The following is a 23,610-nucleotide window of genomic DNA, read 5'->3' as shown; positions in this document are numbered from 1 at the left end:
GGAGAAGGTCTTCTGATCGGTCTTAGCGAGCGTCGTCGATCGCCTGAACGAGTTGGCTTACAGCTTCGTCAGAGGTCTTGATCTGACCATGGACGAACTTGGAAACCACATCCTTGTAGGCATTGGCGATCGCTGGCGGAGCCCCGTAGCCCTGCGCCAGGGAACCGACGAGCTTGCCATCGGCATTGGCAGCCTTGAGATCGGCTATACCCTTCTTGCCGCAAGCGTCGAAGTCCGTATCGGGAACGTCCGTACGAGCGGGCACCGAGCCTTTGACAACGTTGAAGGCAGACTGGAAACTCTTCGAGAGCGTTGCCTTGGCCAAGGCAACTTGGGCAGCCTTGCGATCGGCAGGCACGTTGAACATACCAAACATATCGGAGTTATAGATCACGCTGCCTTCGGTGCCAGGGAAGCGATAGCAAAGGAAATCGCTGTCAGGCTTCTTCTTGGCGGCGACAAACTCGCCTTTTGCCCAATCTCCCATGACCTGCACGAGGGCATCACCCTTGATCACCATGGCTGTCGCAAGGTTCCAGTCGCGGCCGGAGAAGTTTGGATCGACATATTTGACAATCTTGGCAAGATTATCGAACGATTTCTTCATGGTGTCGGACTTCAGCGAGGCTTCATCGAGGTCGTTCATCGCCTTCTTGTAGAAGTCAGGACCGCCGGTCGACATGACGATGGAATCGAACATCGTCGCTTCCTGCCAATTCTGCCCACCCAGCGCCAGTGGAACGACGCCAGCAGCCTTTGCCTTGTCGAGAAGGGCGATCAGATCATCGAAGGTTTTCGGCTGTGTGCCGCCAATCTTGTCCATGACGGACTTGTTGATCCAAAGCCAGTTCACCGAATGAACATTGACGGGAGCTGCAACCCATTTTCCGTCATAGACGGAAAATTTCTGAAGAGCTGCAGGAACGGCTTTGTCCCAGCCTTCCTGCTTTGCGGTCTCGGTGAGGTCTCCCATCACACCGGCCTGCGCATAGTCCAGTACGGTATATCCCAGCATCTGAGAGGCTGTGGGATAATTGCCTGCGGCAACCATTGCCTTCAGAGCTGTCATAGCGGCGTCACCGCCGCCGCCGGCAACGGGGACGTCTTTCCACGCGTAACCTTCCTTGGAGAGGTCACCTTTCAAAACATTGAGCGCCGCGGCCTCCCCACCGGATGTCCACCAATGCAACATTTGCACTTCCTTGACATCGGCAGCCCGCGCGGCCGTGTGTGCGCCAGCCAAAGCCAGCACCAACATTGCAGTCGTCGTTAAAAACTTGCTCATCTCTATCTCCCAGCGCAAGTTTGAAGATGCGAGACCATTCCCGCATCGAGTACCCGCCCTCCTCGAGCGTGTATTCCGGCTGGCTATGCCAGCTTCTCATTCTGCGGCATCCACCAGTTGGTGCGCCCGCCAATGTGCATGTTCAGTGTTTTCGTCTCAGTGTAATCCTCCACGGCATGCCGCCCCAACTCACGGCCTAACCCGCTTTGCTTATAGCCCCCGAACGGGAGTTCGCTGGCCCCGTCCATGAACGTGTTCATCCACACGGTGCCTGCCCTCACCTTGCGTCCAATCGTTAGGCACGTATCGAAATCGCGGCTCCAAACGCCAGCCGACAGGCCGTAGTCGATGGCATTAGCGATCCCGATTGCTTGCGCCGTCGTTTCAAACGTCAACACGGAAAGGACAGGACCGAACACCTCTTCACGGGCAACCGCCATTTCAGGTTGAACAGCATCGAGAATGGTCGGCCCCATAAATTGCCCCATGCCGAAATCGAGCGGCTCTCCCCCATAAGCAAGCTTGGCGCCGCCCGCCTGAGCGCCGGCGACATAGGCATTGATCTTGTCCAGATGTTGCGGCGTGATGATGGCCCCCACCTGCGTGGCAGGATCGAGCGGATCGCCGACCTTTACATGGCGGGCAAGATCCGCGATGCGCTGTACGACATCTGAAGCAATGCTCTTGTGGAGGATCAGCCGCGATCCGGCATTGCAGCATTCACCGGCGTTGAAGTAAGCGCCAAATACAGCGGCATCTATGAAGGAGTCGAGATCGGCATCGGGAAAAACGATCTGCGGATTCTTGCCGCCAAGCTCCAGGGACACCTTCTTGAGGGTCTGCGCCGCGCTGACCATCGTCTGACGGCCAACGCCCGTCGAGCCCGTAAACGAGACCATATCCACATCAGGATGGGAGGTCATTACTGCGCCGACTTCGGGCCCGGTCCCTGTCACGATGTTGACGACACCTGCGGGAACGCCTGCTTCCAAAAGGATTTCACCCAAAATGACCGTCGAGCCAGATGTAAGCTCGGATGGCTTGACGACAGCAGTACAGCCAGCAGCAAGAGCAAATGGCAATTTCTGGGCGACGATGAGAAACGGGAAGTTCCATGGCGTAATAATGGAGACGACGCCGATTGCTTCGCGCAGGACAACGCCGAGAGTTCCGTCTCCTAATGTATTATAGCTTTCGCCATGCAGATCACGGGCCAAAGCCGCAGCATAGCGCCAGATGTCGACAGAGCCAGCGATCTCACCCCTGACCTGTGAGATCGGCTTACCAGCCTCGATCGCATCCAGCAGCGCCAGTTCTTCCGATCTTGCTGAAATCAGGTCGGCAGCCTTCAGAAGCACAGCAGACCGTTCGGATGCGGTCATCCGGGGCCAGGAACCTTGATCGAACGCCTTGCGTGCTGCCGCTATGGCACGCTCGGCATCAGCTCTCGTTCCCGCCGGAAAACGGCTGACAACGACGCCATGGCCCGGCGCTATCCGCTCGATTGGCGGCGAATTTGCCGGCTCCCACTTCCCGTCGATCAACATTGAAAAATCGCGAACCTTGTGATCGGTGAGCGCTTTGGGCGTGACCAGAACCGTCATTACCATTCTCCTTTGAACGTGGCGGGGCGCTTTTCGACAAAGGATGCGACGCCCTCCTTAAGATCGCCCGTCTTCGCGACAAGGATCGAGCCGAGCGCTTCCACCGCGCTGCCATTATCCTCGCCGCTTGCAGCAGCGATCATGAGTTTGACAACTTCCAACGCAGCGGGACCGCGCGTAGCGATACGTTCGGCATAGCTCCTGGCAGAACTGAGTGCATTTCCAGTTTCTGTGACAATATCTACGAGACCCAGTGAGCGTGCTTCTGGTGCAGTAAAGATTTCGCCGCCAAGCGCCATACGGCGCACGACCTGCGGGCCGAACCTCTTGACCAGACGTTGCGTACCGGACCAGCCTGGCACCATGCCTAAACCAGTTTCGGGAAGCCCGATTTTGATTTGCTCCTCTGCAATGCGGATATCGGCAACGCCGGCCAGCTCAAGTCCTCCGCCGAGGGCGTGGCCGTTGAGAGCTGCAATGAGGGGAACCCGCAGGGTCGCTAAACGCTCGAAAACGCGATGACCGTAGCGCACCCAGGCATGACCGAATTCCTCCGGACGCATGCCGCCCCATGCTCTGATATCGCCGCCTGCTGAAAAGCCCTTGCCTTCGCCTGTCAGAATAGCTGCACGCACCTGCGTGTTGGCTTCCACCTCGTCGGCGGCAGCCCCAAGCGCCTTCAGCATATCGAGATCGAGAGCGTTCAACTTTTCAGGACGAGAAACAGTCATGACTGCGACATGACCGATGACATCGACCTTCACTGTTCCGTTGGCCATCAAAGAACGCCTTCCAGAACGCGTGGGCTCTTGGTCGAAAGAGAAAGACCTATAAGCTCCTCGCTGAACAGTCTTGCGTCCATCAGCCTCAGCTCTTCGGATACGATCAGCGGAAAGTCGGCTTGATCGAGAATCTGGGTTTGCAGATCGACGCCAGGAGCGATTTCGGTGAGGACAAGTCCGTTCTGCGTCAACTTGAGAACGGCTCGTTCGGTCACATAGGTAATATCCTGTCCTTGCTGGATCGCGCGCTTACCAGAGAACGTGACATGCTCTACCTCATTGACGAGCTTCTTGAGCTTGCCTTCCTTCTCAATGACGAGCTTTCCGTTCGATATCGATAGTTTGGCGCCGGCGTTGAACATGCCGGAAAAGACGATCTTCTTTGCCCGGGCCGTAATGTCGACAAATCCGCCTGCACCCGCCGTCACGTGCGGACGAAACGAAAGCCTCGAAACGTTGACGGAACCGTCTTTTCCGATTTCGAGAAACGACAGGAGCGATGCATCAAACCCCGCGCCCTGGAAATAGGTGAACTGGTAAGGCGACGGCATATAGGCATCTGCGTTCGAGGCGCAGCCGAACGCGAAATCAAGCAACGGAACACCGCCGACTGCACCTTGTTCAATGACCCATGTCACGGCTCCATGAAGGCCCTCTTCCAGAAAGATTCTCGGGACATTGGCAGAGATCCCAAAGCCAAGATTGACACAGCTGCCCGCCTGCAATTCTTGCGCAACCCGGCGCGCGATCACTTTCTGGATATTGAATTCCGGAACCCTGAAGCTATCCAGAGGTCGCATGATCTCACCGGAAATTGCCGGATCGTAGAGGGTCTGCGTGGTCTGCTTCTGATCTGGATCGACGATGATGTAATCGACGAGCATGCCGGGCACCCGGACATCGTGGGGCTTCAACGACCCTTCTTTCGTGATACGCTTGACCTGCGCAATGACAATGCCGCCATTGTTGCGCGCGGCTAAGGCCTGATCGAGACCACCCAGATAAGCACCCTCGTGCTCATAGGTCAGATTTCCTCTTTCGTCCGCGGTCGTCGCCCTGATGATTGCAACTTTCGGCACAATTGCCGGAAAGAAGAGATAGTCATCGCCTTCGAAGGACATAGGCTTCACGACCGCCTCTCGAGAGGCAAGTTCATTCATGGCGCAGCCCTGTCGACGCGGGTCGACGAAGGTGTCGAGACCGACTTTTGTCAGAACGCCTGGTCTTTTTGCCGCCGCTTCACGGTGGATGTCGAACATGATGCCTGAGGGAATGTTGTAGGCCGGGATGTCGTTATTCGTGATCATCTGCCAGATGATCGGCGGCTCCGCACTCGATGGCCCGGACGGATAGGATCCGCCAATAATCTTTTTCAGAAGCCCCTTCTTGGCGATGTAGTCGATACCTTTTATGCCGCTCATATCACCCGCCGCGATGGGATGAAGCGTGGTCAAGTCGCGCGGGTGTCCAGTTTCGTCGAACCGCTCTCCGATCGCCTTCAACATCAAATCCGGGCAGCCCAACCCGCTTGACGATGAGACAGAAACAATTGCGCCGTCCGGGATTAAAGCTGCAGCCTCGGTGGGGGTGATATGTTTGCTCATCGTCTACAGCCCTATTCGAACGTCACGGCAGCGCATGCGGCGACCGCCTCGGCAATGTTGATAAATTTGCAGGGATCAATCATGCCTCGGCCCTTTCGAGAGCCGCACCGCAGCTTTCCCGGACGACAAGACGAACAGAGGAAACAATGCTTTCCGCCTCAGCCTTGCCAGCACTGATTTGCTTGAGAAGAAGCTGCGCGGCCCGCCTACCCATGCCTTGCGGGTCAACCGAAATAGTCGTTAGGGCAGGCACCGCGGTTTTGGCTTCAATCACGTCGTCAAAACCGACTACGGCGAAGTCCTTGCCAGGCTCAATTCCGTTCGCTCGCAGGCCGTCACAAGCTCCAAATGCAACCGCATCGTTAAAGCAAACAGCAGCAGTCGGCTTGTTGACAAGTGATATGGCACGGCCGATCGCATCCGCACCACCAGCTCTCGAGGGCGGCGCATCGAAAACAAGATCATCGTCCTGATCGACCAGACAGGCAGAAACGGCATCACGGTAACCGTCCACCCGCTCCTGAAAAACGGCCGTGTCGCCAAATCCGCCGAGGAAAGCAATACGCCGATGACCTAGCGAAGCGAGATGCCGGACGGCAGCAAATAAGCCTTCGCGATTGTCGGAGCAGATCGAGGAAACTTTGGCTCCGGGAACGTTCCTTACCGCAACGACGACGGGGATATCGGCCGATACCAGCGGCTTGAGGTCAGCGCCCTCGGTGCCCCTCGCCGGCGACAGGATCAGACCGGAAATGCCATGCTCGCGCATGGAGGCAATGACTTCTCGCTGGCGATCAACACTTTCGCTCGTGTTGGAAAGAAATTGAACAAAGCCAGCTGACTGCACGACGATGTCGACACCGACCGCAAGCTCCGCAAAAAAGCTATTGGTGAGATCGTTGACCACAACGCCGATGATCTTTGAATTGGATCCAGACTGCCTCAAATTAGCGGCGCCGCGATTATAAACGTAGCCAAGGTCGCGCATCACAGCATTGACCTTTGCCCGCGTAGCCTCGTTCACCAAGGGCGATCCACGCAAGACCAGCGAGACGGTCGACTTTGACACGCCCGCCACTTTCGCAATATCGACGACGGTCACCCGATCCTTCGTCAACGAACCCTCCTGTCTCCACTAACAGAAGTCTTATTTGGAACGTTCCAATTTTACAAGAGGATTCTTATTATTGAAGCTTAAGTATAGGATAAAGCATTATGCTATTGATATATAACTATTTTAATATACTCATTACGTCGGAGCATTTCTTACAACTGGGGAAAAATTGGAACGTTCTAAATCAAAAGAACTTGATTTATCCCATAGTCACGTGAGGCCTGCAGATGCAGGACGCTCCAACATTATGGATTGAAGAGCTAACATCAGCCAGATTAACGTGAAGACAGGGGTGTAGCGTAAGGACCGACTGCCGTTACTCTCAAGGAGCTGTCCACACGAGCTGCTGGTAATTCGCGGAACGTTAGACAGATCTGATGTTTGTCCAACGACAAAACTCGCGCGAGCCGAAAGGCCCGGGAAGCGGCAGCGTTCAACTAATGTTAGGTTTCTATGAAGACGAAGGAGCGATCTGCGGTCTCAAGCAGGGTATCGGCAACGCGACCGTAAGAGAGTTGCTTTCCAGCGCGGCGGCTGACGCCGAGAATGATCAAGTTGAAGCGCCCCTGGCGGGCGTGTTTCAATATTGCCAGCTCAGGCGTCGATTCCTCGGGCGCGATCTTGGAGACATCGACACCGTAAAATGATGCGATATCATCCAGCTGGGCGAGCGCCACGCGATGCGCATTTCCGCCATCGCTGATCCGCGGAAGCTTCACAGCCTGCGCCGGATCGCGGAAATAAACGGCCGTCACCGAAGCACCCGCAGCCTTGGCGACCACGAAGGCAAATTCAGCCGCCCTCATTGATCGCTCCGTTCCACTGATGGGGACAAGAATTCTCAAATCCTTGTCGTCTTCGGGCAGTATCCCTCGGGACGCAACAATCGCGGTAGCGCCCTTGAAAGCGGCAACCATGGCAGTCAACTGCCGGCTATATCGGCCTCTTTCGCCAGTTGTGGGTTCGATCCCGACAAACATGATGTCGTGACCTTTTTCAGCGCTTTCAGTGAGAATATCCTCCAGCTTTGCATCCTTGTCCCGCACCGAGATATGGACGGGATCATTGCTGCCTTGCTCTTCATTCTGCTGCGCCTCAACGGCAGTTTCCGCACTCTCTCTGACGCGCTCGCTAATGCCTTGTGAACGGTTTTCGATTGGCGGCGTCATATCCCCGGTGGGTGCCTGCTGCTTTTCGTTACCGGCAACAATATCCAGAACAGTCACGGGCATCTTGCGCAGCGCAGCAAAGTGCCCGGAGATGCGTGCGGCCAAATCGCTGCTGGCGGAATGATCGGTTGCCAGCAAAATGCGTTCGAGTTGCGAGATAAAGCTCTGCTCCTCGAACGCCTCTTGCTTCAAGCGATGCTTTTCCTCTGCACGCATGGGAAGACGCGCCAATGCCCACCGAAGTGAAGGCGGCATCGCCATGGTGGTCACCACAGCCATCGCAACAATGACGGAAAACAGTCTCTCATCGAGGACCCCCACTGAAAGACCGATCGACGCGACGATGACCTCTGTCGAGCCGCGCGCATTCATGCCGCAACCAAGCGCCATTGCCTCCGCATTGGAAAACCCACCGAACTTCGCGCCGACAAAGGCTCCGCCAAACTTTCCAATACTGGCAATGACAATCAACCCGATTGCGAGCAGCAAGATCGACGGGTCGGCAAGCACGCTGAGGTCCGTGTGGAGACCGGTCAAACCAAAAAATACCGGCATGAAGAGAGCGGTGGTGAGTGCCCTCAACTGGGTCTCGATCTGACGAGTCAAGATTGGTGATTGTCCGACCAGAATTCCCGCTACGAACGCACCGAGAACAGTGTGGACCCCGATCGCATCTGTCACGATCGCCATCACGCCCATGATTGCGACAATGGCGCTGAGCACAGGCAAATCGCTTTTGAATTTGTCGTTCGTCCAGCGAATGATTTCAAAGACAATCCGGCGACCGATCGTGAAGCTGAACGCCATGAACGCAATCGTGCCGATGACGCTTTCCGCAACGGTGCGCAGGTCCACGGCACCGTTTTCCGCCAGGCTGAAGGTCACCGCGATAATCACCCAGCCAACTGTATCGTCTATGATTGCCGAGGCGACGATCAACTGCCCGACATTCCTTCGCATGAAGTCCATTTCTCGAACAACGGACGCGACAATCTTTACTGAGGAAATGGAGAGCGCCGTTCCGATGAAGAGAGACGTTACAAGCCGGGCATCAGGGTTCGGCAGGAGACTTGCCGGCAAGATTTCGCCAAGCCCAAAGCCGAATGCGAAAGGAACAACGATACCACTAAGGGAAACTCCGGCCGCCGCACGGCGCAATCGGAGGGCTAAGGCAAGATCGGTTTCCATGCCGGCGAGAAGCAGCAGAAAGAGAATTCCGAGTTGCGCAACCGCATCCGTCATTGCCTTTTGGGTGGCAATGTCAGGGAACAGCGTTGACTGCAAACCGGGCATGAGCAGTCCGAAAACGGACGGCCCAAGAAGGATGCCGCCGATAATCTGGCCCATGATCGACGGTTGGCCGATCCGGACCATTGCTTCGCCGAGCAGTCGTCCCAAAACAACCAGCACAACGACCTGGATCAGAAAAAGAGCCTCAGACGGTCCTGAGGTCTTTCCCTCTGCTGCAAATGCAAACATTGAATTGTTGAAGAAGATGCAGCCCGCAAGGACCGACATCCACAAGTGTCGGAGACGCGCGGAACGTGTCCAGGTAATCATGCGTGGAGAATTCCTGTGATGTTCTGCAAGAACGGTTTCGAGGATCTTCTGTTCCCGTCGGCAGGCGTCAGTTGATCTTTTCGAAAGCCGCAGTCAAAACCGTTTTGGCGGTTGAGATGCGCGCTCGTCAACCGAAATTTGCCGAAGCCTAGAACCATTTCTGAGGAACAGTTTCGACGTCCTTTTCGTTTCTTGTGAGTAGAAAGGAACTGGTGATGACGGGCTCAATTTACACAGCGGAAGGACTTGCCGACCGCTATCAGATCAGCCATCAACAAGCTCTGCGATATATTGCACGTTTCGGCGCCGACCGAGAGGAGCTTGATAGGCTTCTCGCCTCTTCCCATAGAGCGGATGTTCACCGCAAGGATGAGTTGGATCGCACGTCCACTGATGTCGCCGTCGGTTAAGGCCAGCTTAAGTAGCCGGGGCAAGCTCAGACAACCGGTAAGCCGGCCGCAACTTCACATGAACGTTTGCGTGGCTGAAGCTCTTTTCTAGCCTGACCGACTTTTTCTTTGCCACCAAACAAACAGGAGCAAGCTGTCAACGCCACCCAGGCGCCCTTAGACGTTCAGGCAAAAAGGTATTCTTACCCATCTTTGTTATACGCTACATCCCGTATCTTACCGACAAATGGATTAGTTCCTCAATCGATGTCCAGTTTTGAACATCCAACCAAGAACCCCAAGACAGAGTGCTAGAAATACAGCAATCATCCCAAGGCTCACCAGCGGATTAACGTCAGATTTTCCGTAGAAACTCCACCGAAATCCGCTGATCAGATAGAGAACGGGATTGGCGTGACTTACCGTCTGCCAGAAAGGTGGCAGCATACTGATCGGATAGAAACTTCCGCCCAAGAAAGTAAGTGGAGGGACTACCAACATCGGAATTAGGTTCAGTTGTTCGAAATTGCCTGCCCATATCCCGATCAAGAAGCCAAACAGACTGAATGTCACGGCCGTTAACAGGAAAAACACCACAACCATTAGAGGATGTTCGATCTGGATGGGGACGAAACGACTCGCCGTGAACAAAATGATAACTCCTATCAACAAGCCTTTGGTCGCCGCCGCTCCCACGTAACCAAGCAGGATCTCAGTCATAGCGACAGGAGCAGACAGTACCTCATAGATCGTGCCCGTGAATTTTGGGAAATAGATGCCGAAAGATCCATTGCTGATACATTGGCCGAGGAGGGCGAGCATGATCAAACCGGGCGTTATAAACGCGCCATAGGAGACCCCTTCCATGGTTTGTATCTTGGTCCCGATTGCCGCCCCAAAAACGATGAAATACAAAGAGGTTGATATGACGGGAGAGACTACGCTCTGTAACAGCGTACGACGGGTTCGCGCCATCTCGAAAAGATAGATTGACTTGACCGCTTCGAAATTCATTTGGCGTCTCCTACCAGAGCAACAAAAATATCTTCAAGAGAACTCTGGCGTGTCGATAGATCCTTAAATCTAACTCCTGCTGAAGTTAGACGGATCAGAAGTTGAGCGGCATTTTCTTGCTCAGTATCCCTGTCCAACGTATGAACAAGCCGGTAACCGTCGTTTTCAAGTGACAGTTCGTGAGCCGCAAACCCCTCGGGAAGTGTCGAAAGAGGGTCAGTCAGCTCCAAGATCAATTGTTTACGTCCGAGCTTTGCCATCAGCGCAGCCTTCTCTTCTATCAAGAGAAGCTTACCGCCATTGATCACGCCAATCCTGTCGGCGATCGCTTCAGCTTCTTCGATGTAGTGGGTTGTCAGAATGATCGTAACGCCGGACTCGCGCAGCCTCTCGACGACGCGCCACATATCTTTTCGCAAGGTGACATCGACGCCTGCAGTCGGCTCATCGAGAAAAAGCACTTCAGGCTCGTGGCTCAAAGCCTTGGCGATCAAAACGCGTCGCTTCATGCCGCCTGAAAGTTGCCGCAGCGTGTTATCTTTCTTGTCCCAGAGGGAGAGGTCCCGCAACACCTTTTCAATATGTCCAGGGTTTGCTTTCTTGCCATGCAAGCCGCGGGAAAAGCTTACGGTATTCCACACCGTTTCAAATTGATCGGTGGTCAGCTCTTGCGGAACCAGACCGATCATCGTTCGTGTTTTACGGAAGTCCTTGACGATGTCATTTCCGCCGACCTGCACGTTGCCACTGCTCGCATTGACAATGCCGCAGATAATGGAAATCAGCGTCGTTTTGCCCGCACCGTTCGGGCCCAGCAGTGCAAGGATCTCTCCCTTCGCTACGTCTAGATCAACACCTTTCAGGGCTTCGAAGCCATTGGCATATCGTTTGGTGAGTTTGCGGATAGAAATGATAGGAGTCATAGGCCTCGGTCGCTTCTTCGTTCCGCCCTTATATAGTTGCAGATCCAAAAGCTGACATCTGGAACGGTCGAATTAGATGCAGCGTGCTCGCGCCCTCGCCTGCATTCCATTTGCCATCAAAAGTCAAAGCCAGATGGCATCATCAAATGCAGTACAACGACATTTAAAAGAGCTGTCCAAACAAGCGGCAGCTGATGACGTGGCCGATCAGCATTCGAACGTCCAGTGAATGAAAAGCTGTGTCTCTAGGGCTCATTGATCCCGTCTTAGACGGAATCTACCATCATCCGTCACGAAGCCTTCAGTGTCAGGGCTCATAGAATACGAATAGTCTTCGCCACCGATGATACCGAGTTTGATCTCATCGATTTGCCAAGCCTCCACTTTCTTTTTGACGCTTGCGCTGCAATCGCCGTCAATCCTTATGCCCTTACTGTCATCGGAGCGTTTAGAGGGCGAATCCAAGAGGGTGATATGGCAAAGGGCCCTACCCTTTTTGTCGGTCAATACCCATTTGCCGAGCGCTTCTTTCTCAGTTGCAGCACGATCGATGTTGCCCGGCTCCGGAAGAAAATAGATGCGAGGCGTCCGCTCTATATCGGTAACCCATGGGCCGACCTCCCGCTCACCAAAAGCGATGACTTCTTTTCGTGTTGCATCGCGCAGGACGATGCCTGGACCTGCGAAATCCCAAGCCGCAATCTCATTGTGCCAGGGAGCGCCGCACGTATTACCTTCTTTAACCATGCGTCCGCCGATGGTTTTCTCTTTGCCAAGCGTAACGTGGCACCCAAGGCTGCCGTCCTCGGACACGATCAGCCATTCTCCGATAGTCGCATCCACAATGTCTTGGCTAACCTCTTGTGCGCGGGCGATGCCGCTCGAGGCCGTCAATAATATCGCTGCCAGCACTCCGCCCCACATCCGCATCATTCTCCCCCAAAAAACGCGCATGTCAGCACTTGGCCACAGCTTCGCGTGTCTAGCAAGCGTCCAACGAGACATCCCGCGTTGGAACGAGCGCCGGGAGTTCGGGATGGAAGCGATTTGGATCGCAGGCAAAATGGAGATTCAAGCCACGGCTTCTGTCACACTTCCGATCGTGGCCGGACGTCTAGAATTCCTAAATTCCATTGTGTACAACCTACCTTCTTGATCTTTGCAGCCGAACCTGTTCCCGGAGAGCGAATGACAAATCAAATAACCCCCGGGAGCGATACGCAGACACGAAAGTTTCTGGCCCTTCTTCTGGGATCCATCGGGGTTGTCTATGGCGATATCGGAACGAGCCCGCTTTACGCCTTTCGCGAGTCCCTTCGCCCATTTTTAGCGAACGGCGTCCAATACGACCAAGTCATCGGGCTGATCTCGTTGATGATATGGACGCTGACCATCATCGTAACGTTTAAATATGTGCTCTTCCTGCTCCGAGCCGACAATGAAGGTGAAGGCGGTACCCTTGCCCTGCTGGCACTTCTAATGAAGAAAACCGGTCGCTCCATGCCCGTCCTGTTCTTTGCAGGACTTATCGGTGCAGCCCTGTTTATCGGCGACGCCATGATTACTCCAGCTCTCTCGGTCATGTCTGCGCTGGAAGGGATGAAGCTCGTCACGCCGGCATTTTCTTCTTACATTCTGCCCCTATCCGCCGTCATCATGGTTGTTTTGTTCGCGGTACAATCTAAGGGAACGGATGCGGTCGCGAAACTTTTCGGTCCTATCACTGCGATCTGGTTCTTGGCGATGGCATGGGGAGGCATCATCCACGTCAAGGACAACTGGGCGATCCTTCACGCCCTCAATCCGGTCAATGCGCTCTGGTTTATTACCCATGTTGGATGGGCAGGTCTGATCGTCCTCGGCGCCGTCTTTCTGACAGTTACCGGCGCAGAGGCCCTCTACGCCGATCTGGGGCACTTTGGGCGCCGGCCGATCAGCGTCGCCTGGTTTATCCTCGTATTCCCTGCGCTTGCGATCAATTATCTCGGGCAAGGCGCACTTGTGCTTAGCGATCCGGCAGCCATCGAAAACCCCTTCTACCGCCTCTACCCGAATTGGGCTTTGGTTCCCATGGTCATTCTCGCCATGCTCGCGACGATCATTGCGAGCCAGGCAGTCATTACGGGTGCCTTTTCTCTAGCAAGCCAGGCCGTCCACCTCGGATTTCTTCCCCGCTTGAAAATTCGTTTTACATCCGAGACCCATACCGGTCAGATCTATGTACCAGCGATAAACGCAATTCTGTTCGCCGGCGTCATCCTGTTGATCTTTTCGTTCCGCGACTCATCATCACTCTCCACCGCTTATGGCATCTCCGTCACCGGTGCCATGCTGGTCACGACGCTCATGGCATTTTGGTTCCTCCGGTCAATTTGGGGCTATACTCCCCTGACCACAGGCTTGCTTCTCGCCCCGCTGGTACTGATCGAAGTCGTATTTCTTGCGGCCAACCTCGTCAAAATCCATGATGGGGGATGGGTGCCGGTTGCTATGGCTATCGTCATCATGCATCTCATGTGGACCTGGACGAAGGGGACGGGATACCTGAAAAAGAAGGCCGCGCGGAACGAAGCTCCGCTGAGCGCATTCATCAAGTCTTTAGAACGCTCGATTGAACGACAATCAGATGCGGCACCTTCCATTGTGCCGGGCACAGCCGTATTTCTCACCAGCGTTCCCGCCAATGCACCTGCCGTCCTCCTGCACAACCTCCGGCACAATCGCGTCATCCACGAACAAAATGTCATCTTGACGGTCTGGACACAGGACAAGCCGCGCATTGCCGATAGCGAGCGAGTTGAAATCACCGTGCTTTCAAAGCACTTCATCCAACTCGACATCACCTTCGGATTCATGGAAGAGCCCAACGTTACCAAGGCGCTAACCTTGTGCAGGAAGAAGGGCCTTAGATTCGAAATCATGCAGACCTCGTTTTACTTGAGCCGCCGCAAACTGATTGCAACGCCCAATACAGGTCTGCCGCGATGGCAGGAAAGTCTCTATATCGTTCTCGCCGATCTTGCGATCGATCCGGCTGGCTATTTCAAACTTCCGCCCGGTCGCGTTCTGGAACTTGGCGAGCAGGTGACGATCTGATTTAATTTCGCATCGAATTCAACCAACTGTTCGGTTACCGCCGGTGCAGCATTGGGATGAAACACGGCTTGCCCTGTTGTTGTCGGCATCGAGATGGCACAACGCGCGGAGATCTGCGCAAGTCGAGCTGATCTCTTCACATACAACTAGACGAAAAATGCTCAAACGCGCCCCAGTGCAACCGCAATGCCCTGCCCCACACCGATGCACATGGTGGCCAGTGCATAGTTGCCATTGCGGGACGAAAGCTCAAGAGCGGCCGTACCAGCCAGTCGCGCGCCTGACATGCCCAGCGGATGTCCAAGCGCGATCGCACCGCCATTCGGATTGACGCGAGGATCTTCATCGGCAATGCCAAGTTCTCGCAACGTGGCAAGCGCCTGCGAGGCAAATGCTTCGTTCAGTTCGATCACGTCGAAATTATCTTGCTGCAGGCCCTGTAGCGCCATCAACTTTTTGGACGCAGGTGCGGGACCAATTCCCATGACACGAGGAGGAACACCGGCTGTCGCCCCGGCAAGAACGCGTGCTATCGGTGTTAGCCCATATTTGACTGCGGCTGCCTCCGAAGCAATGATCAACGCCGCTGCACCGTCATTCACGCCAGAAGCATTCCCGGCTGTCACAGTGCCCCCATCTTTTTTGAAAGGTGTGCCGAGTTTTGCAAGCGCCTCGATCGAAGTTGCTCTCGGATGTTCGTCTGCCGAAACAACGACGGGGTCTCCCTTACGCTGCGGGATGGCGACAGGTGTGATCTCGCGAGCGAGTCGACCATTTTCCTGGGCAAGGGCAGCTTTAGTCTGACTGCGAAGAGCAAAGGCATCCTGATCTTCACGAGATATCTTATAGTCTTCCGCTACATTCTCACCTGTCTCGGGCATTGAATCAACGCCATAGAGCTTCTTCATGGTCGGATTGACGAAGCGCCATCCGATCGTTGTATCGTAAATCTCTGCCGTGCGGGAAAATGCTGTTTCTGCTTTCGGCATCACGAACGGGGCGCGGCTCATGCTTTCAACACCGCCGGCAATCATCAATTCAGCTTCGCCCGCTTTGATCGCGCGCGCTGCGGTGATGACTGCGTCTAGGCCCGAGCCGCACAAACGGTTGATGGTCGTCCCTGTGACGGAATCCGGCAGCCCAGCCAGAAGCAACGACATACGCGCGACATTGCGATTGTCCTCACCGGCTTGGTTGGCGCATCCATAAACCACATCACTAACCGCGCTCCAGTCTACCCCGCTATTTCGCCCCATGAGCGCTTTGAGCGGTATAGCCCCGAGATCATCGGCTCTTACGGACGAAAGGGAGCCGCCAAAGCGGCCAATGGGCGTGCGGATGTAGTCGCAGATAAATGCCTCGGCCACAATATTCTCCTCACAGTTCAGGGACAATCAGATCGGCCACGGAAGCCTCGATATGAAGCCTTGCGCCTGTCATCGCCTGGAGATTTTCGATACTGAGATCGGCAAGTTTTTCGCGCAGCACAAAGCGTTTATCGACAATATCGACCACCGCATGGCTGGTATAGACACGCGTGATGCAACCGACACCAGTAAGAGGAAACGTGCATGTCTCAACCAGTTTCGGTTCGCCGTTCTTTGTGACATGCTCGGTGATGACGAAAACCTGCTTGGCACCGTGAACAAGATCCATCGCGCCTCCAACGGCAGGGACGCCCTTCGAGCCGACCCGCCAGTTTGCAAGATCCCCATTTTGCGCAACCTGCAGTGCGCCCAGGATTGCGACATCGAGATGACCGCCGCGGACCATCGCGAAGCTGTCCGCATGGTGGAAGAACGAGGCACCCGGCTTCAGTGTGACCGCCTTTTTTCCGGCATTGATGAGGTCCCAGTCCTCTTCGCCTGCTTTCGGCGCTTCACCGAAATCGAGAATGCCATTCTCCGTGTGGAAAATCGCTTCGCGCCCCGGCGGCTGGTACCGGGCGACCATTTCTGGAAAGCCGATGCCGAGATTGACATAGGCACCGTCAGCAATGTCCTGCGCCGCACGCCACGCGATCTGGGCGTTGCTTAGCTTTTTCTCTTCATGTGCGGTCATGGTCATACGTAGCTTACTCCAGCTCGAATGAGTTCCTCTTCCTGGCGTGGCTGCGAAACCTCGACAACACGATCGACGAAAATGCCTGGCGTTACGACGTGTTCGGGATCGATCTCGCCAGCCTCGACAATCTTCGAGACCTGAACGATTGTGCAGGCAGCCGCCATGCACATCAGCGGATTGAAGTTTCGAGCCGCCTTATTGTAGGTGAGGTTGCCATGACGGTCACCGGTATTGGCCTTGATCAGAGCGAAGTCGGCCTTTAGCCACCGCTCTTGAACATAAAGGCGACCGTCGAATTCCCCAATGGGCTTGCCCACAGCGAGCTCGGTCCCAAAGGCCGTCGGCGTGTAGAATGCCGGTATCCCTGCACCTCCAGCACGGATACGCTCTGCAAGTGTACCTTGAGGCACAAGTTCCAGCTCAATTTCTCCGGCCAGGTATTTATCCGTGAAAGCGCGTGGATCCGACGACTTGGGGAATGAGCAGATCATCTTTCTGACCATGCCGGCGTCAATCATCGCGGCGATGCCGATGCGGCCGTTGCCGGCATTGTTGTTGATGACCGTCAGATTTTTTGGGCCTTTGTCGATCAGCGCATGGATAAGCTCTATCGGCGCTCCCGATCCGCCAAACCCGCCGATCATCACATTCGCTCCATCCGCTATATCGGATACAGCCGCCGCCAGGGTCTCGGTTGTTTTATTCATCCGCAACTCCATTGATCGCGTGTGGGTCTTGCCAAGTCTACAGCTCATCCGAAGCTAGCCTCGGCGGCTCTCGACCACAAGAATTTTGTGCGTTATTGTGTATTTGTTACATTATCGTACAAATCGGAACCTGGGCCTAATGACGATAAAGCAAGGCGACATGATGGGTGGATTGGCGAAGGGTCTTCGCGTCATAGAAGCTTTTTCGGCCGAAAGACCGCGATTGAGCATATCGGACGCGGCAGAGATCGCTGGTCTAGACCGTGCAACCACACGACGATGCCTGCTGACGCTCGCCGAACATGGGTATTGTTCCTATGACGGGAAGTTCTTTACGGTAACGCCACGCGTCCTGCGTCTCGGCACTGGCTGCCTTGCCTCCATGCCGCTACCACGCATCGTTCAGCCGTGGCTCGATCACTTGTCTGAGAAGATCAATCAAAGCACGTCGGTTGCCATTCTGGACGGTGCCGAAATTGTCTATGTCGCGCGAGCGGCCCAGCGAAAGGTGATGTCGATCGCGCTCATGCCTGGGTCTCGCCTGCCTGCTTATTGCACATCGATGGGGCGTGTCATGCTTGCCGCACTTCCCGAAGACAAGGCTCGTGAACTTCTGGAGTCTCATCCGCTTCAACGAAGAACGGACCGCACCCTTCACGACGTCCAGACCATCACGACGGAACTCGCGCGGGTCCGTATGCAAGGCTACGCGGCGGTTGATCAAGAGGTGGAGCAGAGTTTGAGATCTATCGCTGTCCCGGTGAAAAACGCGCGTGGCAGCGTAGTAGCGGCCTTGAACACAGGGCTTGCCGCCTCGAGTGAACCGATGCCCTCAGTGATTGAGGCCTATCTTCCGCCGCTTCAGCAGGTGAGCAATGAGCTTCGAGGGGTGCTCTCGTAGCAGCCCCGACTGGCAGCCGTCATCATGCTAGGGGTGGCTTGCAGCCTCCCGGATCGTTTGCAGCAAGAACGACATTGCAATCGAGGGAACAACATCAGTCCGCATGGTGAGGCCAACGGGTCCTTGCGTGTCGCTTGTGTCGATCGGCAATCTCTGGATCAGCCCGTTCTGGATATCGCGCAACACCACTCCGGACGAGATGATCCAGATAGCGTCGCTGGTCAGCACGAAAGCTCGGCCAAAGGAGTCGGAAATCGTCTCAATTTGGCTTGGAATACCGGAAATGCCATTTGCGATCAGGAGCCGATCAACGAAGGGGCGGATGATCGAACCAGTGCTTGGCATGAGGACAGGGTAAAGGGAAAGCTGCGAGAAAAGCGAGTCGTTCGATGACAAAATCGGGTGTTTAGCCCGCACGGCGAACACGACCTGTTCGGAGTAAAGATGCTCAAAGGTGAACCCGGCCATTTTGTCGGCATCGGCCAACCGACCGACGACGAGATCGAGTTCTCCGAACCGCAATTGCTCCAGCAGCACTGAGTTCTCACCAGAGACGATCTTGACGCGGCTTCCCATTCTCTCCTTCAAAAAAAGATTCATGGCACGCGGCATGATGCGACTGGACACGGTCGGAAGCGCGCCAACCCGGATCAGAGGCGCTTCTCGCAATCGCTCATGGGAAACGGAATCTATGCCATGGCGAAGAGCGGCGGTTGCCGCCCCAGCATGCTTCAAGAATACTTCGCCATAACGTGACAGCCGGATCCCTCGCCCCTCACGTTCCACCAGCGTAACGCCAAGCGCGTCTTCCAGCTCGCGAATGGTTTTCGTGACAGCGGGTTGGCTCACGTTGAGAAACCCAGCTGCCTTCACGACGCTTTTGAGCCGCGCAACCTCTATAAAGGCGTGAAGGTGACGAAATTTGATTGCTGGTTCGCCCATTGAGCCATAACCTCCAAGCTATAGAAGGTACCAAAAAAGTCATTTTACCTAACTGTATCGATATACCAAGATAAATGAGGGAGAAAATTCAATGCAGTTCGCGCGGATTAACGAAGTCACAATCCACTACCAGACCTTGGCAGGTCCTCCAGACAAACCAGTCATCGTATTCGCAAACTCGCTCGGTACGGACTTCCGTATCTGGCGTGACATCGTCGTGCGTCTAGCCGGCGACTATCCTGTCATTCTTTACGACAAGCGGGGCCACGGACTTTCGGATATAGGCAAGACCCCCTACTCAATCGAGGATCACGCAGAAGATCTCATTGGCCTTCTGGACCTTCTCAACGTCTCAAATGCGGTCGTCTGCGGCCTTTCCGTTGGAGGGCTTGTTGCGCAGGCAGTCTTCCACAAACGGCCCGATCTGGTGAAAGCCCTTATCCTTTGCAACACGGCTACCCAGATCGGTTCAGCTGAAATGTGGAACGCACGCATCGCTGCTGTCGAGGAAAGCGGTATTACGAGTATCGTTGATGCAGTCATGGAACGATGGTTCACTCCGGCTTTTAGAAGCCCCGACAACCATGCCTTCCAAGGTTATTGTAATATGCTCGCACGCCAGTCGAACGAAGGCTATGCAGCTACCTGTGCTTCTATCCGGGACGCCGATTATACCGAAGCGGCTAAACGCATCGCCGTGCCAACGCTCTGCATTGGGGGAGATCAGGACGGTTCAACGCCGCCCGATCTCATCAGGAGAACGGCCGGGCTCATCCCTGGTGCGCATTGTGAAATCATTGAAGGTACAGGCCATATTCCCTGCGTCGAACAGCCCGAAGCACTGACAGGTCTGATCCAGAACTTCCTTGGTAGAACCATAGCAGTAAGCAGAAGCCAATGAGTGATATCGAGAGTGACCGGCACCGATTGGGCATGGCCACAAGACGCTCTGTCCTGGGCGACGACCATGTTAATCGAGCGATTGCAAACTCCACCGAGTTCGACGCACCATTTCAAACGCTCATCACGGAATCGGCGTGGGGCCATGTCTGGTCTCGCCCGAACTTTACGCCTCGAGAACGGTCGATCATCACAATCGCGCTTCTCGCGGCGCTCGGTCAGGATGATGAAGTCGCCATGCATGTGCGGGCCACCGCCAATACCGGGGCGTCGCGGGAAGATGTGCGCGAAGCACTGCTGCACGTCGCCATTTATGCGGGCGTACCTGCCGCAAACCATGCAATCAAGATCGCAAAACGCGTCTATGACCAACTGGATGCAAATAAAACATCGGATGAGGAGGCCTGAGGATGTCCACAAGTTCTAACCATAGGCCGGAAACCGGGGCATTTTTTGCGCGTGACCGCGCTTGGCATTCCCCCGCCCTAACGCCTGGCTACAAAACGTCAGTCCTGCGCTCGCCTCAGCGCGCCTTGCTATCACTTGATGGCACGATTTCAGAAGTGACCGGTCCTGTTTTCGGTCATTCGATCTTGGGCGAACTTGACAATGATCTCATTCACAATTTTGCCCGCCCTGGCGAAAGCGCCATCGGAGAGCGGATTATCGTCCATGGAAGGGTTCTCGACGAACAGGGACGCCCCGTTTGCGGTGCCCTTCTTGAATTCTGGCAAGCCAATGCCGGCGGCCGGTATCGTCATAAAAAGGAAACTTATCTGGCCGCAATCGACCCTAATTTTGGCGGCTGCGGTCGTGCCATCACCGATGATGATGGCCGCTATGCGTTTCGCACGGTCAAACCTGGTGCCTATCCCTGGCCCAACGGAGTGAACGACTGGCGCCCGGCCCATATTCACTTCTCGATCTTCGGACACGGCTTTGCCCAGCGCCTGATTACACAAATGTATTTCGAAGGCGACCCAATGATCTGGAAATGCCCGATCGTCAATACGATCCCGGATCGCAAAGCGATCGAACAATTGATTGCGCCGCTCGATTGGGGTCAGACGATCCCGATGGATTCGCGTGCCTTTAAATTTGATATTGTTCTACGCGGACGCCGCTCTACGATTTTTGAAAACCGGCTGGAGGGCAATTGATGGTCCAGGATCTCCAAAGACTGAAGGAAACGCCGTCGCAAACTGCCGGTCCCTACGTGCATATCGGACTGACCCCGAACTATTGCGATATTCCCGGGATCTACGATCATGATCTCGGAAATTCGATGATCAACGATCAGACTCTTGGCGAACGCATCACCGTGTGCGGCCGCATCTTCGACGGCGCAGATACACTGGTTCGAGATGCCGTGGTGGAAATCTGGCAGGCAGACAACGCCGGGCTCTACAACAGCCCGTCAGAGATGCGCGGCACCGCCGACCCGAACTTTACCGGATGGGGCCGCTGCCCGACAAATGGTGAGGATGGATATTTCAAGTTCGAGACCATCAAGCCTGGCAAGGTTCCATTCAAAGACGGCCGCCTCATGGCTCCGCATATTACGCTCTGGATCGTCGCGCGCGGGATTAACATCGGCCTGCATACCCGCATGTATTTTTCCGACGAGATGGAAGCGAATTCGGTTGACCCATTGCTCTTGAGGATCGAACACCGCGAGCGCGTAGAAACATTGATTGCGCAGAAAGACCGGGACACCTACTCGCTCGACATCCATCTGCAGGGGCCAAAGGAAACCGTGTTCCTCGATATTTAATCGGCGCGCATCTGAGACGGAGACATGATGGCGTTTTCACCTTTTGAGCATCCGTTTCTGTCTGGTTTGCTGGGCGACGAGGAAATTGCTCCCTATCTTTCAGCAGATGCGGATATCAAGGCGATGCTTCGCTTCGAAGCCGCACTCGCAGAGGCAGAGGCGCGCCTTGGACTTATTCCTGCAGAAGCGGCGGAGGACATAGTTGCTGCATGCGATAGGTTTGAGCCAGATGTCGCGAAGCTCAAGGTGGCCGTCGGACAGGATTCCGTGGTGATACCCGAACTCGTGAAACAACTCAGACAAGCGGTCGGCGGCACCTCAGCGGAATACGTCCACTTTGGCGCAACAAGTCAGGACGCGATCGATACCAGCCTGATGCTTCGGCTGAAGGCGGTCCGAGCAATCCTCTTGGATCGTCTAACGCAGATCATCGAACGTCTGGACGATCTCGATCGGCGCTTCGGATCGAACAAGCTAATGGCCTATACGCGTATGCAGGCCGCGATTTCGATCAGCGTGCACGATCGCATTCAAAGCTGGCAACTGCCGCTTACGCGTCAACTTTCAGCACTAAAGCAGTTTGAGTTCCCGGTCCAATTCGGCGGCGCAGCTGGAACTCTCGACAAGCTCGGACCACACGGCGCTGCCGTGAGAACAGCGCTTGCAGCAAAACTGGGTTTGGCTGACGTTCCGCAATGGCAAAACCAACGCGACGTCATCGCCGAGATCGGCCATCGCCTCGCTTCGGTGACGGGGGCAGCCGGAAAAATCGGGCAAGACCTTGCCCTGATGGCTCAATCCGGAAAGGAAATCATGACGAGCGGTGGAGGTAAATCCTCTGCTATGGCGCACAAGCAGAACCCGGTTGGCGCAGAAATTCTCGTAAGCCTCTCCCGCTATAATGCCGTCCAGCTCTCGGGCCTACATCAGGCAATGGTACACGAACAGGAACGCTCGGGCGCAGCTTGGACACTCGAATGGTTGGTCCTGCCGCATATGGTGATGGCCACGGCGGCCTCACTCCGCGTCGGTATTAAGACACTCGATCGAATAGAACAATTGGGCATCAACGAGCAAGGTTCGTCAAATTCAGCATTCAATTGAGGTTTCAGTAGGTCAGGATCGCATTGCGCTACACAATGCGATCAAGGTCAGCTTTGACCCGCGCAGCACAAACGGCTTCAGCCCCTCATGGGGGTTATTGGACTTTGATGGTTTTGGTATTTTGGTTGCGGGGGCAGGATTTGAACCTGCGGCCTTCAGGTTATGAGCCTGACGAGCTACCGGGCTGCTCCACCCCGCGGAATTGAGTGGTGGTTGGTTTGTGCTGAGAAGCGTTGCGTTTTGCAGACCTGGCAGTGACCTACTCTCCCGCGTCTTAAGACGGAGTACCATGGGCGCAGGGGCGTTTCACGGCCGTGTTCGGAAAGGGAACGGGTGCATCCACCCCGCTATGACCACCAGGTCGGCGAAGCGCAACGATGAGAAGCTGGATTTTGTGACACGTTTTTGTTTTCACGATGTTTTGGAGATGGCGCGTTTGGCACCAGCAGCCGGCAAAGCCGAGCCGCCGATATCAGGCGCGCCGTCTGCAGCGCAGCATCCGCAGGATGCGACAGCGTGAAGACACAAGTCATCTACGCGACTAATGCCTTTGGCATTTGCGCTGTCACGACAAATGCGTTGCATTTGCGTGGAGATGAGCATGGTCAATGAGAACGATTAAGCCAATCGAGCTATTAGTACCGGTAAGCTTCATGCGTTGCCGCACTTCCACACCCG

Annotated in this window: 21 protein-coding genes, 1 tRNA gene and 1 rRNA gene; 8 read left to right on the top strand and 15 right to left on the bottom strand. The window is 55.2% G+C overall.

Annotation, left to right across the window (positions count from 1 at the left end; genetic code table 11):
* Nucleotides 1-22 precede the first annotated feature (22 nt).
* The 6 genes from VQ830_RS23980 to VQ830_RS23955 form a co-directional block, all read right to left on the bottom strand.
* A complete protein-coding gene (locus VQ830_RS23980) occupies nt 23-1,285 on the bottom strand; it encodes an ABC transporter substrate-binding protein (protein WP_337270689.1) in 1,263 nt (420 codons plus the stop codon).
* Nucleotides 1,286-1,368: 83 nt separating this feature from the next.
* Complete coding sequence (locus tag VQ830_RS23975; protein WP_337270688.1) at nt 1,369-2,889, bottom strand: aldehyde dehydrogenase family protein; 1,521 nt, start codon at nt 2,887-2,889, stop codon at nt 1,369-1,371.
* Nucleotides 2,889-3,668 (bottom strand): enoyl-CoA hydratase/isomerase family protein, encoded by a 780-nt coding sequence (locus VQ830_RS23970; RefSeq protein WP_337270687.1) that lies wholly within the window; start codon nt 3,666-3,668, stop codon nt 2,889-2,891. The genes VQ830_RS23975 and VQ830_RS23970 overlap by 1 nt, the downstream gene beginning before the upstream one ends.
* Nucleotides 3,668-5,275, bottom strand: coding sequence for an acyl CoA:acetate/3-ketoacid CoA transferase (locus VQ830_RS23965; protein ID WP_337270686.1), 1,608 nt, complete (start codon nt 5,273-5,275; stop codon nt 3,668-3,670). The genes VQ830_RS23970 and VQ830_RS23965 overlap by 1 nt, the downstream gene beginning before the upstream one ends.
* A 79-nt stretch (nt 5,276-5,354) precedes the next feature.
* Entirely contained in the window at nt 5,355-6,392 is a 1,038-nt protein-coding gene (locus VQ830_RS23960; protein WP_337270685.1) for a LacI family DNA-binding transcriptional regulator, read from the bottom strand.
* A gap of 440 nt (nt 6,393-6,832) precedes the next feature.
* A complete protein-coding gene (locus VQ830_RS23955) occupies nt 6,833-9,076 on the bottom strand; it encodes a cation:proton antiporter domain-containing protein (protein WP_438618617.1) in 2,244 nt (747 codons plus the stop codon).
* A gap of 257 nt (nt 9,077-9,333) precedes the next feature.
* Here VQ830_RS23955 and VQ830_RS23950 point away from each other — a divergent pair, with 257 nt between their 5' ends.
* Complete coding sequence (locus VQ830_RS23950) at nt 9,334-9,528, top strand: hypothetical protein (RefSeq protein WP_337270683.1); 195 nt, start codon at nt 9,334-9,336, stop codon at nt 9,526-9,528.
* Nucleotides 9,529-9,759: 231 nt separating this feature from the next.
* Here the strand turns inward: VQ830_RS23950 and VQ830_RS23945 are convergent, their stop codons facing one another.
* The 3 genes from VQ830_RS23945 to VQ830_RS23935 form a co-directional block, all read right to left on the bottom strand.
* A complete protein-coding gene (locus tag VQ830_RS23945; protein ID WP_337270682.1) occupies nt 9,760-10,521 on the bottom strand; it encodes an ABC transporter permease in 762 nt (253 codons plus the stop codon).
* A complete protein-coding gene (locus VQ830_RS23940; protein WP_337270681.1) occupies nt 10,518-11,444 on the bottom strand; it encodes an ABC transporter ATP-binding protein in 927 nt (308 codons plus the stop codon). Before VQ830_RS23940 ends, VQ830_RS23945 begins: the two co-directional genes overlap by 4 nt.
* Nucleotides 11,445-11,696: 252 nt before the next feature.
* Nucleotides 11,697-12,374: an AprI/Inh family metalloprotease inhibitor gene (locus VQ830_RS23935; RefSeq protein ID WP_337270680.1), complete on the bottom strand. Its 678-nt coding sequence runs from the start codon at nt 12,372-12,374 to the stop codon at nt 11,697-11,699.
* 258 nt (nt 12,375-12,632) lie between these two features.
* On the opposite strand from VQ830_RS23935, the gene VQ830_RS23930 reads away from it, so the two are divergent.
* Nucleotides 12,633-14,540, top strand: a complete 1,908-nt coding sequence (locus tag VQ830_RS23930) for a potassium transporter Kup (RefSeq protein WP_337270679.1) — start codon at nt 12,633-12,635, stop codon at nt 14,538-14,540.
* A 161-nt stretch (nt 14,541-14,701) separates the two neighbouring features.
* Here the strand turns inward: VQ830_RS23930 and pcaF are convergent, their stop codons facing one another.
* The 3 genes from pcaF to VQ830_RS23915 are packed head-to-tail and all read right to left on the bottom strand — an operon-like array spanning nt 14,702 to nt 17,311.
* Nucleotides 14,702-15,907 (bottom strand): 3-oxoadipyl-CoA thiolase, encoded by a 1,206-nt coding sequence (pcaF, locus tag VQ830_RS23925; protein ID WP_337270678.1) that lies wholly within the window; start codon nt 15,905-15,907, stop codon nt 14,702-14,704.
* Nucleotides 15,908-15,917: 10 nt separating this feature from the next.
* Nucleotides 15,918-16,607, bottom strand: coding sequence for a CoA transferase subunit B (locus VQ830_RS23920; protein WP_337270677.1), 690 nt, complete (start codon nt 16,605-16,607; stop codon nt 15,918-15,920).
* Nucleotides 16,604-17,311, bottom strand: a complete 708-nt coding sequence (locus VQ830_RS23915) for a 3-oxoacid CoA-transferase subunit A (RefSeq protein WP_337270676.1) — start codon at nt 17,309-17,311, stop codon at nt 16,604-16,606. The genes VQ830_RS23920 and VQ830_RS23915 overlap by 4 nt, the downstream gene beginning before the upstream one ends.
* A 139-nt stretch (nt 17,312-17,450) precedes the next feature.
* Here VQ830_RS23915 and VQ830_RS23910 point away from each other — a divergent pair, with 139 nt between their 5' ends.
* A complete protein-coding gene (locus VQ830_RS23910) occupies nt 17,451-18,212 on the top strand; it encodes an IclR family transcriptional regulator (protein WP_337270675.1) in 762 nt (253 codons plus the stop codon).
* Between the two features lie 27 nt (nt 18,213-18,239).
* On the opposite strand, the gene pcaQ is transcribed toward VQ830_RS23910, so the two are convergent.
* Entirely contained in the window at nt 18,240-19,154 is a 915-nt protein-coding gene (pcaQ, locus tag VQ830_RS23905; RefSeq protein ID WP_337270674.1) for a pca operon transcription factor PcaQ, read from the bottom strand.
* Between the two features lie 91 nt (nt 19,155-19,245).
* Here pcaQ and pcaD point away from each other — a divergent pair, with 91 nt between their 5' ends.
* Genes pcaD through VQ830_RS23880 form a run of 5 tightly spaced genes read left to right on the top strand, consistent with a single transcriptional unit; the run spans nt 19,246 to nt 22,932 of the window.
* The gene (gene pcaD / locus VQ830_RS23900) at nt 19,246-20,055 is read left to right on the top strand and encodes a 3-oxoadipate enol-lactonase (protein WP_337270673.1); all 810 of its coding nucleotides are present in this window, start codon (nt 19,246-19,248) and stop codon (nt 20,053-20,055) included.
* The gene (pcaC, locus tag VQ830_RS23895; protein WP_337270672.1) at nt 20,052-20,462 is read left to right on the top strand and encodes a 4-carboxymuconolactone decarboxylase; all 411 of its coding nucleotides are present in this window, start codon (nt 20,052-20,054) and stop codon (nt 20,460-20,462) included. The genes pcaD and pcaC overlap by 4 nt, the downstream gene beginning before the upstream one ends.
* Nucleotides 20,463-20,464: 2 nt before the next feature.
* Nucleotides 20,465-21,214, top strand: a complete 750-nt coding sequence (gene pcaH / locus VQ830_RS23890; RefSeq protein WP_337270671.1) for a protocatechuate 3,4-dioxygenase subunit beta — start codon at nt 20,465-20,467, stop codon at nt 21,212-21,214.
* Complete coding sequence (gene pcaG / locus VQ830_RS23885) at nt 21,214-21,828, top strand: protocatechuate 3,4-dioxygenase subunit alpha (RefSeq protein WP_337270670.1); 615 nt, start codon at nt 21,214-21,216, stop codon at nt 21,826-21,828. The genes pcaH and pcaG overlap by 1 nt, the downstream gene beginning before the upstream one ends.
* Before the next feature lie 27 nt (nt 21,829-21,855).
* Nucleotides 21,856-22,932, top strand: coding sequence for a 3-carboxy-cis,cis-muconate cycloisomerase (locus VQ830_RS23880; RefSeq protein ID WP_337270669.1), 1,077 nt, complete (start codon nt 21,856-21,858; stop codon nt 22,930-22,932).
* Nucleotides 22,933-23,054: 122 nt separating this feature from the next.
* On the opposite strand, the gene VQ830_RS23875 is transcribed toward VQ830_RS23880, so the two are convergent.
* Together VQ830_RS23875 and rrf are read right to left on the bottom strand one after the other, a co-directional pair.
* Nucleotides 23,055-23,131, bottom strand: a tRNA-Met gene (locus VQ830_RS23875).
* Between the two features lie 47 nt (nt 23,132-23,178).
* Nucleotides 23,179-23,293: ribosomal RNA gene (gene rrf, locus VQ830_RS23870) — 5S ribosomal RNA — on the bottom strand.
* Nucleotides 23,294-23,610 lie beyond the last annotated feature (317 nt).

It is taken from the genome of Oryzifoliimicrobium ureilyticum, assembly GCF_037199735.1.
Taxonomy (GTDB): domain Bacteria; phylum Pseudomonadota; class Alphaproteobacteria; order Rhizobiales; family Rhizobiaceae; genus Rhizobium; species Rhizobium ureilyticus.
The sequence above is the reverse complement of the archived record's forward strand: the minus strand, read 5'-3'. Positions and strand labels throughout refer to the sequence as shown.

Coding starts and splice junctions, on each gene's coding strand:
- VQ830_RS23980 (WP_337270689.1), bottom strand. CDS start 1,285: ATGAGCAAGTTTTTAACGACGACTGCAATGTTGGTGCTGGCTTTGGCT.
- VQ830_RS23975 (WP_337270688.1), bottom strand. CDS start 2,889: ATGACGGTTCTGGTCACGCCCAAAGCGCTCACCGATCACAAGGTTCGC.
- VQ830_RS23970 (WP_337270687.1), bottom strand. CDS start 3,668: ATGGCCAACGGAACAGTGAAGGTCGATGTCATCGGTCATGTCGCAGTC.
- VQ830_RS23965 (WP_337270686.1), bottom strand. CDS start 5,275: ATGAGCAAACATATCACCCCCACCGAGGCTGCAGCTTTAATCCCGGAC.
- VQ830_RS23955 (WP_438618617.1), bottom strand. CDS start 9,076: ATGTCGGTCCTTGCGGGCTGCATCTTCTTCAACAATTCAATGTTTGCA.
- VQ830_RS23950 (WP_337270683.1), top strand. CDS start 9,334: ATGACGGGCTCAATTTACACAGCGGAAGGACTTGCCGACCGCTATCAG.
- VQ830_RS23945 (WP_337270682.1), bottom strand. CDS start 10,521: ATGAATTTCGAAGCGGTCAAGTCAATCTATCTTTTCGAGATGGCGCGA.
- VQ830_RS23940 (WP_337270681.1), bottom strand. CDS start 11,444: ATGACTCCTATCATTTCTATCCGCAAACTCACCAAACGATATGCCAAT.
- VQ830_RS23935 (WP_337270680.1), bottom strand. CDS start 12,374: ATGCGGATGTGGGGCGGAGTGCTGGCAGCGATATTATTGACGGCCTCG.
- VQ830_RS23930 (WP_337270679.1), top strand. CDS start 12,633: ATGACAAATCAAATAACCCCCGGGAGCGATACGCAGACACGAAAGTTT.
- VQ830_RS23920 (WP_337270677.1), bottom strand. CDS start 16,607: ATGACCATGACCGCACATGAAGAGAAAAAGCTAAGCAACGCCCAGATC.
- VQ830_RS23915 (WP_337270676.1), bottom strand. CDS start 17,311: ATGAATAAAACAACCGAGACCCTGGCGGCGGCTGTATCCGATATAGCG.
- VQ830_RS23910 (WP_337270675.1), top strand. CDS start 17,451: ATGACGATAAAGCAAGGCGACATGATGGGTGGATTGGCGAAGGGTCTT.
- pcaQ (WP_337270674.1), bottom strand. CDS start 19,154: ATGGGCGAACCAGCAATCAAATTTCGTCACCTTCACGCCTTTATAGAG.
- pcaD (WP_337270673.1), top strand. CDS start 19,246: ATGCAGTTCGCGCGGATTAACGAAGTCACAATCCACTACCAGACCTTG.
- pcaC (WP_337270672.1), top strand. CDS start 20,052: ATGAGTGATATCGAGAGTGACCGGCACCGATTGGGCATGGCCACAAGA.
- pcaH (WP_337270671.1), top strand. CDS start 20,465: ATGTCCACAAGTTCTAACCATAGGCCGGAAACCGGGGCATTTTTTGCG.
- pcaG (WP_337270670.1), top strand. CDS start 21,214: ATGGTCCAGGATCTCCAAAGACTGAAGGAAACGCCGTCGCAAACTGCC.
- VQ830_RS23880 (WP_337270669.1), top strand. CDS start 21,856: ATGGCGTTTTCACCTTTTGAGCATCCGTTTCTGTCTGGTTTGCTGGGC.